The sequence below is a fragment of the Occallatibacter sp. genome, from assembly GCF_036502485.1.
Classification (GTDB): domain Bacteria; phylum Acidobacteriota; class Terriglobia; order Terriglobales; family Acidobacteriaceae; genus Telmatobacter.
This window is the reverse complement of sequence record NZ_DASXYM010000098.1, coordinates 1-8,771: the sequence shown is the minus strand read 5'-3', so window position 1 is coordinate 8,771 and position 8,771 is coordinate 1. Positions and strand designations below refer to the sequence as shown.

Below are 8,771 nucleotides of genomic sequence, written 5' to 3'. Positions count from 1 at the left end.
CTCACCCAAACCACCTCAAGCTCATCCCGATCGGCAGCCCGATCAGCACCATATGCACCACGATCGCCTGCACCAGCATGCGCAGCGTATACGGCCCCACGTAATGAAACGCGCACAGCGGCATCACCACCAGGTACATCGCCAGGAACACCGCAATCCCAAAAAACATTCCGCACAGCACAAAGTGATCCCGCAGAAACTCCAGCTTCCGGCTCGCCAGGCAATACACCGTCGCCGCCCCAAAGGCGACCGTGAAGTGCAGCACCACGCCCAGCCACCACACCCAGTCGCTGGTGCTCTGGAAAGCCCACGTCCCCAGCAGCCCGCCCGCCACCACCCGCGGCACATTCCACCCCATGGTCACAAAGGCGCAAGTCTCGTCCAGCACGCCGGCCACCGCCCCGCCCATCAGGATCGCCGCCGCCAGACTCCCCTCGCGCGCCCTCACCGCCGGCATCGCGGTCCCACTCACAAACTCCTCAACCTGGTGCAAATTTCGCCCCCTCCCGCCATCCTTTTCAAATTCCTTGCGGCGAAGTCGCAGTCAGCCCCCCCTGAAGTGGCTAAAGTGGCTGGCTAAAGTGGCTAAAGGTGGCCACAGACGGCCGCAGGGGGTGCAACGCGGCTCAGTCTACCCTCAACCCATCCCAATCCAGAGCAGACTGATCCCATTTGGGCCTTCTCCCATGCGGACCGGCCCCTCGCGCGCACGAATCGGGGGCGCACCCCTCCCCCCCGGGTGCCCCGAAAGCCTGCCCTGACGGAGTCCAACGGTCTCCGGTTGCTGGAGTCCGTGGAAGCCGCGCACCCCCTCCCACGTCGCCGTTTGCATTCCCCTTGTCCTCCTGAGCCGCAGGCGAAAAACCCGCTTTTCCCCTCCCCTCCTCGCAGCCGCCAAAAGCTTGTCAAGCCCCGCTCCTCTCCAAATGCGACTTAACCCTATGATTTGGTTGATGATAATAAATCCGCAAATCGTGTCAAACTCACCTCGCAATTTGCTACGCTTGAATTAGCTAAGAACAACACGGCCCGCCGGACCTCCAGGTCCCGGCGGGCATTTCTTTTGCACACTGAAAGGAAAATCTCCATGTGGCAACCCATCTCCACCTACAAAGCCCAATCACAAGCCCAATCCCAACCCGCCGCTCCGGCGCCCCCAGCCCCCGCACCCACCCAACCTGCCCCCACCCCCTCCCCCGCGCAGAGTCACCCCGAAACCTCCGCCCGGGACGCTACCCCCACCCCCCTCCCCGGCAACCCCTCCGTCCGCCGCTGTTGCGCCGCCTACCAGAAAGCCGTCACCGCCCATGGAGGATCCAAAAACCCCGGCGCCCGCGATGCCGGCGCCGAGGCCTACCGCCTCGCCCTCCCCGACCTGACCGGCCGTGCCTCCACCGCCGACTTCATCGCCTGCATCGTTAAAGGCATGCTCATTCGTGTCTTCTGGAACGATGAAGGCCCGCGCCTCATCATCGCCGCCAAAGCCGCCCTCGCCGCCCTCCCACCCGAGCCCCGCAACCAGCAGCAAACGGATCCGGGCAACCGCATGCCACCCAGGCGCAAATCTCAGAAATAACCAAAGTATTACCTGGTGCACTTTTTTTGGTTTTATGGATCATCGTTTCGCTAACTGCCTGACAATAAACAACATGACAGAAGCGATCCGGTGATCCATATCACCAAACACAACCCTGACGACCGGGCTCCGAACGTCAGATCAGCCCATTTCCTTCCAGCTCATCCAACCATACATAGTTACTCATAAGTAAATACACACCCCCCCACCCCCCCACCCCCGGCTCACCATGACCAACGCGCTGACCAGCCTGCAACAGGATCACCCGGCCACAGACCCCCTGACCGTGGCACCATGGAGAAGGACAATGCCGCTCCTCGATCCCATCCCGACTCCGGTCGCCCACGCAGACCGCCAGGCCCTCGAGTGGGAGCCTCTGCTCACCCTCGTTTCCACCTTCGCGTCCAGCTCCGTCGGCCGCACCGCCATCCTCGCCCTGCAGCCGTCCACCGACCAGACCTGGATCACCCGCCAGCACCAGCTCACCGGCGAGGTGCGCCTCCTGCTCGAAGAGCAAGTCTCCATCCCCCTCGGCGGCCTCTTCGACCCCACCCAACTCGCCGCCAAGGCCCAGATCCCTGAAGCCGCCCTCGAAGCCGCCGAACTCCAGTCCATCGCCCGCCTGGCTTACGACATCGCCTCCTGGCAGTCGCTCCTCCGCGAACCCTCCGCCCGCCTCGCCGGCAAGCTCCCCGGCCTCTCCCAGCTTTCCGCCACCCTCACCATCAGCCTCCGTCCGCTGGCCGAGTCCATCGAGCGCAAAATCCTCCCCGACGGCTCCCTCGCCGACGACGCCTCGCCCGAACTCCACCGCATCCGCCGCGAGCAGGAGCGCCAGCAGCGCGTCATCGAGGAATCCCTCCGCTCCGCCCTGCGCCGCCTCGCCGGCGAAGGCGCCACCCAGGAAGAGCTCATCACCATCCGCGGCGATCGCTTCGTTATCCCCGTCCGCAGCGAGCTCAAGCGCCGCGTCTCCGGTGTCGTCCACGGCGCCAGCTCGTCCGGCCAAACGGTCTACGTCGAACCCCTCGAAACCATCGAGCAGAACAACGAGCTCGTCCGCCTTCTCGAAGAAGAACAATCCGAAATCCACCGCATCTTCGTCGCCCTCACCCGCCAGGTCGGCGGCTATGCAACCGCCCTCGTCGATGGCGCCCGCGTCCTTGCCCTTGTCGACTCGCTCCAGGCCCGCGCCCGCTTTGCCCGCAACTACGACTGCGTCGCCCCCAACCTCAGCCCCGACCTGCTGCACGTGGAAGGCGCGCGTCACCCGCTGCTCGAAAAGCGCCTCCGCGCAACCGGAGCCAGGCCAAATGCGGCCGTAGTCCCGCTCACTCTCGAGCTCACCCGCCGGCATCGCCAGCTCATCATCAGCGGCCCCAACACCGGCGGCAAAACCGTCACCCTCAAGACCGTCGCCCTGCTCAGCATGATGGCCCAGGCCGGCATTCCTGTCCCTGCCGGCGCCGCGAGCTTCCCCATCTTCGACGCCTTCCTCGCCGACATCGGCGACGCCCAGTCCATTGAAGAAGCGCTCTCCACCTTCTCCGCCCACATCACCAACCTCGACCGCCTGGCCCGGCTCGCAGATCGGAACTCCCTCGTCCTCCTCGACGAATTAGGCTCCGCCACCGACCCTGAAGAAGGCTCCGCCCTGGCCGTTGCCGTGGCCCGGTTCTTCCTCGATTCCGGCGCCTGGTCGCTTATCTCCACGCACCACACCTCGCTCAAGGTCTACGCCGCCAACACCGAAGGCGTGCTCAATGCCGCGGCCGGCGTGGACGAAGTCACCCTCGTTCCCAATTACCAGCTTCGCCTCGGCGTTCCCGGAGCCTCTGCCGGCATCGCCACCGCCGAGCGCCTCGGCCTCAATCCGGCCATCATCACTGCCGCCCGCCAGCGCCTCGGCTCGCAGCAGGTCGACATCGCCCGCTTCCTCGATCGCCTCCACAACGAGCTCACCCAGCTCGAAGACGAGCGCAAGAAAGCCCGCGCCGAGCAGTACCTGCTCAACCAGCAGCGCGCCCGCCTTGATCGTGAAGGCGACGTCGAAGTCCGCAACCGCGTCCGCGACCTCGAAAAGAAACTCGACTCCCTCATGAAAGAGTTCGAGTTCCAGATGCGTGAGAACGTCAAAGCCATTGAAGACCGCGCCTCCCAGCAGAAGCTTTCCAAAGAAGCAGAACGCCGCATCCTGCGCATGCGCCGCGAATTCCAGGAAAGCTTCAACCAGACCGTCGTGGCCCATCGCACCGGCGCCGACAACGGCGACGCCAATGCCCAGCCCCACGTCGTCAAGCACATCTCCACCGGCGACCAGGTCCGCCTCAAGTCGATGGGCAAGACAGCGACCATTCAGCGCGAAATCGAGAAAGATGTCTTCGAAGTCGCCCTCGGCCCCATCAAGATGCGCATCAAGCGCGACGACATCGCCGAAATCGTCAAGGCCGCCCAGCCGCCCGCAGACCGCTCTGATCCACTGGCCGCTGCCCGCCGCACCCGCGGCGTCCACGTCTCCGTCACGCCCGCCAACTCTGACGACATGCGCATGGAGATCAACCTCATCGGCCGCACCGTGGACGAAGCCACCGACGAGCTCGAAAAGTATCTCGACCGCGCCTTCCTGGCTGGCCTGCCCCGCGTCCGCATCATTCACGGCCACGGCGCCGGCATCCTCCGCCGCGGCGTCCGCGAGTTCCTCAAGTCACACCCGCACGTCGCCACCATCGCCGAAGCGCCGCAGAACGAAGGCGGCCAGGGCGCCACCCTGGTCGAACTGCGGCAGTGAACTCAACCCGTCCTGACTCGTTGCCGACTCAGCTACTGGGCCCGCGCCGCTTGCTCGTAGCGCACATCAGGCACGCCGCTCCACGATAAAGCCTCGGCCTTCCCCACCGGCTTGCCGCCGGCGTCCATCATCTGCACCGTGTAGCTGCATTGCAGCTTGATGCCGCTCAGTTGGTTAGAGCACAAGGGGACCCGATCCGAGAGAAGGGTCCGCCTCTCACCACCCGCCAGCAGCTCGCCCTTCGATGCCGTCATTTGCCCATTCATCGCTCCAGACCCCGCGGGGCACGTGAAATTGCAAGATCCATCCAGCTTCGCCGCTGTCCCTCCGGTATTCCGCGCCGTGGTCGCAAACTGCTCAAACTGCTCCTCGTGCTCAGGCACCCGCCGCGTCACCAGGGCTACATTGTCGATCTTCATCGTCGCTGAAGGCGGTTTGGCCGCAGGCTTCGGCGTAGACACAGAAGTCTGAGACTGGCTGCTCGCTTCCGGCGCCGCCGGCGCATCCTGCTTACATCCCGCGCTTAAAACCAGAAGCGTCGAAGCAAATGCAATCCATGCGTTGTTCCTTTGCATCAAAATTCTCCTTTGAGCAAGGCTGTATAGCAGCGATGCGGCTCTGTACGCTTAACTTCGTGATGTGCCATTGCAAGCCGATCGGGCACGCCAGGACTACGTCCCTTGCGAAAGCGAAGAGCAAACCGGCTCGCCACCTTCGCGGTTACTGGACCTTGCCCTCGCCGTTCCACGTGAGTTGCAGAGGTTGACCCACAAACTGCCCGCTCGAGTCCGTTGCCTGCACGTTGTAAGTGCATTGGAGCTGTATGCCCGATTTGGCCGGGAAGCAGAGAGCCGCTGACTCAGACGCGAGAGTTTGGGTCGCTCCGGCCGCAACAAACTCGCCATTCGAGGCTCTCAACTTGCCGTTGAAACCGAGACTTCCGGCGGGGCATGTGTAGTTGCAGGAGCCATCGACCTTCGCAGATGTCGTGCCGGAATTCGTCACGGTGGTAACGTATTGCTGCACCTGGCCGCCCATGTTGGGGACCTTCCGGATAACAACACTGACGATCTTGACATTGGGGACCGGAACCGCCGGTGGTGCCGCGACGGCTGGTTTCGCGGTGCTACTCTGATTGGCCGATGATTCGGTGGCGGCAGAGCTGTCCTTCTTGCAGCCTGTGTTCACAACAAGCACTGCCGAGATCGCAAGAGCGATCCATCCGGTTTTACATTGCATCACGATTCTCCTTCAGGCCGATTGGGGAGCCATGATAACGACACCATGGAAGGGAAACAAGCCCAAAATCGGTCCCACACACCATTCGCCTGCGGCTGGATGGTGCGCGCGCCTCTCATTTTGAATAGCTCACCTTCAAGTGGACGCCTGCGGTGCATTGTGACAGACCTGGAATATCCGAAGGCAAGCCGCGCTAGACGCAAGGCAGGTCCCCTGCTCGCAACATCCCAGACTCTGGCGCGCGCCATTTGCACTCTCCAGACGCCAGGACCCCTGGGGTCATGACACAATAGCGATTCAGGGCTCCCATGAAGTTACCAGCGCTCGCGGCCTTTCTCCTCGGCATCTGCATCTCCAGCGCGCTCTGCCAGCCGCCGGACGATCACCTGTATCGCGGCCCGGTGCAGGCCGAGTTTCTCAAGCGCCTCAACGTTCGCCAGCTCACTCCCGGCGAAACCGTCTTTGCGCAGGTGACTCTGGGCTGGGAAGGTCCCGACTGCAGTCTGCGCCCCGGCGCCATCCTCGAAGCTAAGGTCGTCCAGGCCGAACCTCGCAAGACCCACGGGCAATCCAGCCTGGCTCTTTCCTTCGTCCGTGCGCAATGCAACGGTTCCCCCATGATTCCGTTCGACCTGGTGCTCGCCGCCCTGGCGGACCCTCCTGTGGATTGGAAGGTGGTCCCCAACACGCAGTTCAGAATGCCGGTGTCCTTCTCCAATCCGCATCCCGGCGGACAGCTGGCCGGCATAGGATCCGCCGCCGCCGGAGACACCTACAGCACACAACTTGACTTGGCCGGCATCATCCATCGCTTCCCCATGACCCCCAAAGTCCAGCCCGGCGACGTCATCGGCCTGAAAGGCCTCAAACTCACGATCGGGACCGGCCCCGATCGCAGTTCCGTTCTTTCCGCGAAAGATCGTGACATCAGCCTGGTGGCATTCACCCAGGTTTTGCTCGTCCCCGCCTCGCTCGCCTTCGATTCCGGCAAGCTCAAGCTGGGGAAAACAGGCGCCCCTTCCGCGCCCAGCCCTGCCTCGCTGAAATCCCGCGCGCCCGGTCCCGCGCCAATCAACAATCTTGAAATCTGCGCCCCGCCGGGTTGTGCCGTCGACCTCCCGGTCACGCCAAGCGAACTCGAGGGCCACAGCGCCGCGGCCATCGCCATCCAGCCGCTCGGCTACGCGCCTCGCTCCCACAAAGCGCTCGGCGACTTCGATGATGAAGCTGCACTCGCATGGCTCGGCCCCAGCCGGCTGCTGTTCACCTTCAACCCGCATCCGCTCATTCACCGCGATGCCGTGGACTCCGGCACCAGCCGCGTCATTCGCGCCGTGCTCCTCGACGCACAAAACCGTAGCGTCCTGCGGAGCCTGGAATGGCAGATCACCGACGCGCAGCGGTATCTCTGGCCGCTCGGCGGAAACCGCATCCTCGTGCATGTCGGCAACCAGCTGCGCGTCTACGGGGCCAGCCTCGACGTCGAACAGTCCTTCCCGCTCACCGGGCCCCTTGCCTCCGTGCGCATCGCGCCGGGCGGCGCGCTCATCGCCGTCGCCACCTTGCGCGAGCGTCACACCCCGGAGCTGCACGCCCAACTCCGTCAAGACCTCTCCGCCGAGCCCGAGGAAGATCTGGACGTCACCGTCCTCGACAAGGATTTCAACCCCATAGCCTCCACATCCGCCATCTCCGGCCTGTTGCCCCCCACCCTGCTGAACGAGGGCCAGGTCAAGCTACTCGCCGGCTCCGCCAAGGCTTACCGGCTGGCCATGAGCACCTGGCAGAACACTGAATCCACGCTGGCGCGCTTTGAATCGATGTGCACACCCCAGCTCTCAAGCATCGCCCCCGACCTCCTGTTTCTGCTCTCCTGCGATGCTCAGACGGGTGACACGCAGTACCGCGTCGTCAGCCCCGACGGCAAGCTCGTCCTGCGTGGAAGTGCCGGCCCGCGCGAAGTCGGCTTCGATGCGGCGGGAAGTACGCAGGCCTTCGCGATGAAATTCGTGCACGCCTCCCGCGACCTCTCCTTCGGCGCCGACTTCACGGGGGACGACCTCGACTCTGCCGAGCTGCGCGTCTATCGGGCCACCGACGGCAAGCGCCTGTTCTCCATTCGCGTGAAAGACCCCTCCACCAGCATGCGCAGCTACGCGCTCTCGCCTGCCGGATCCCGGCTTGCCGTGCTGGCCGGATCGGAGATCAAACTGTTCACCGTACCCGCCGAGTAACGATCAGCAAATTCACCCATTTACGCCTGTCCGGCTCGCAACATTTCACTGACAACCTGCCCGCCCTCGCCTCGTATGATCGAGTCACCCGTAGTGCCAGGAGATCCCCATGCGCAAATTGATTCTCAGCCTTTTCCTCTGTGTTGCCTCGATCGCCGCCACCGCCCAGACGAAGAATCTCTACAGCTTCACCATGAACTCCATCGACGGCGACCCGGTGAGCCTCAACAGTTTCAAAGGCAAGGTGGTTATGGTGGTCAACGTCGCCAGCAAGTGCGGCTTCACGCCCCAGTACTCCGCGCTTGAATCTGTCTATGAAAAGTACAAGGACCGCGGCTTCGTCATCGTGGGCGTGCCCGCCAACAACTTCGCCCAGCAGGAGCCCGGAACCAACGAGGAAATCAAGACCTTCTGCTCGCGCAAATACAACGTGAAATTCCCCATGATGTCCAAGGTCTCGGTGAAGGGGGACGACAAAACGCCGCTTTACCAGTACCTCACCGACCCTGCGCAGGATCCCAAGTTCAGCGGCGACATCAAATGGAACTTCACCAAGTTCCTCGTCGACCGCAACGGCAAGATCGTGGCGCGCTTCGAGCCCGCCACCACGCCGGACGCACCGGAAGTCACCGCGGCCATCGAGTCGGAGCTCGCCAGATAGACAGCTCTTCCGCTAACCCGCTAGCTTGCCAGTCGCGCAGCGACGCTAACCATCTGCTGTGAACCCGGCTTCGGAAAATCGGCATAGGGGGAGCGGTTGCCCGCTCTCCCCTGCCACACCACCCGGCATGCGGGTCCGCACCGGGCGGTTCGAGAAGTTGAGGTTTACCCTGTGCTCCTTGTGTGACGGCGCGGGCGTCGGTCTTCATCACTGCCCGGAACAGACTTGGCTTCACCTCGCCCCTTCCGGACCGTTCCGCCAATGCGGCCATCT

General features: G+C 63.6%; 7 protein-coding genes. 4 read left to right on the top strand and 3 right to left on the bottom strand.

Going from position 1 to position 8,771, the window contains the following annotated elements; genetic code table 11:
• Position 1: 1 nt before the first annotated feature.
• Positions 2-493: a hypothetical protein gene (locus VGL22_RS13905; RefSeq protein ID WP_465267535.1), complete on the bottom strand. Its 492-nt coding sequence runs from the start codon at positions 491-493 to the stop codon at positions 2-4.
• A gap of 594 nt (positions 494-1,087) precedes the next feature.
• Here VGL22_RS13905 and VGL22_RS13900 point away from each other — a divergent pair.
• Positions 1,088-1,576 carry a hypothetical protein gene (locus tag VGL22_RS13900; RefSeq protein WP_465267534.1) on the top strand — a complete coding sequence of 163 codons (489 nt, stop codon included), beginning with the start codon at positions 1,088-1,090 and terminating at the stop codon, positions 1,574-1,576.
• Between the two features lie 307 nt (positions 1,577-1,883).
• Positions 1,884-4,364, top strand: coding sequence for an endonuclease MutS2 (locus tag VGL22_RS13895; protein WP_465267533.1), 2,481 nt, complete (start codon positions 1,884-1,886; stop codon positions 4,362-4,364).
• A 32-nt stretch (positions 4,365-4,396) separates the two neighbouring features.
• Here the strand turns inward: VGL22_RS13895 and VGL22_RS13890 are convergent, their stop codons facing one another.
• Positions 4,397-4,939, bottom strand: coding sequence for a hypothetical protein (locus VGL22_RS13890; protein ID WP_465267532.1), 543 nt, complete (start codon positions 4,937-4,939; stop codon positions 4,397-4,399).
• A 145-nt stretch (positions 4,940-5,084) separates the two neighbouring features.
• Complete coding sequence (locus VGL22_RS13885) at positions 5,085-5,603, bottom strand: hypothetical protein (RefSeq protein WP_465267531.1); 519 nt, start codon at positions 5,601-5,603, stop codon at positions 5,085-5,087.
• Between the two features lie 308 nt (positions 5,604-5,911).
• Between VGL22_RS13885 and VGL22_RS13880 the strand changes: the two genes are divergently transcribed.
• Together VGL22_RS13880 and VGL22_RS13875 are read left to right on the top strand one after the other, a co-directional pair.
• Positions 5,912-7,837, top strand: coding sequence for a hypothetical protein (locus VGL22_RS13880; RefSeq protein WP_465267530.1), 1,926 nt, complete (start codon positions 5,912-5,914; stop codon positions 7,835-7,837).
• Positions 7,838-7,946: 109 nt separating this feature from the next.
• On the top strand, positions 7,947-8,498 hold the full coding sequence (locus VGL22_RS13875; protein WP_465267529.1) for a glutathione peroxidase: 552 nt from the start codon (positions 7,947-7,949) through the stop codon (positions 8,496-8,498).
• The last annotated feature ends 273 nt before the right edge of the window (positions 8,499-8,771 follow it).

What these genes read in the sequence shown, in the direction of transcription:
- VGL22_RS13900 (WP_465267534.1), top strand. Translation starts at nt 1,088, where the DNA reads ATGTGGCAACCCATCTCCACCTACAAAGCCCAATCACAAGCCCAATCC.
- VGL22_RS13895 (WP_465267533.1), top strand. Translation starts at nt 1,884, where the DNA reads ATGCCGCTCCTCGATCCCATCCCGACTCCGGTCGCCCACGCAGACCGC.
- VGL22_RS13890 (WP_465267532.1), bottom strand. Translation starts at nt 4,939, where the DNA reads ATGCAAAGGAACAACGCATGGATTGCATTTGCTTCGACGCTTCTGGTT.
- VGL22_RS13885 (WP_465267531.1), bottom strand. Translation starts at nt 5,603, where the DNA reads ATGCAATGTAAAACCGGATGGATCGCTCTTGCGATCTCGGCAGTGCTT.
- VGL22_RS13880 (WP_465267530.1), top strand. Translation starts at nt 5,912, where the DNA reads ATGAAGTTACCAGCGCTCGCGGCCTTTCTCCTCGGCATCTGCATCTCC.
- VGL22_RS13875 (WP_465267529.1), top strand. Translation starts at nt 7,947, where the DNA reads ATGCGCAAATTGATTCTCAGCCTTTTCCTCTGTGTTGCCTCGATCGCC.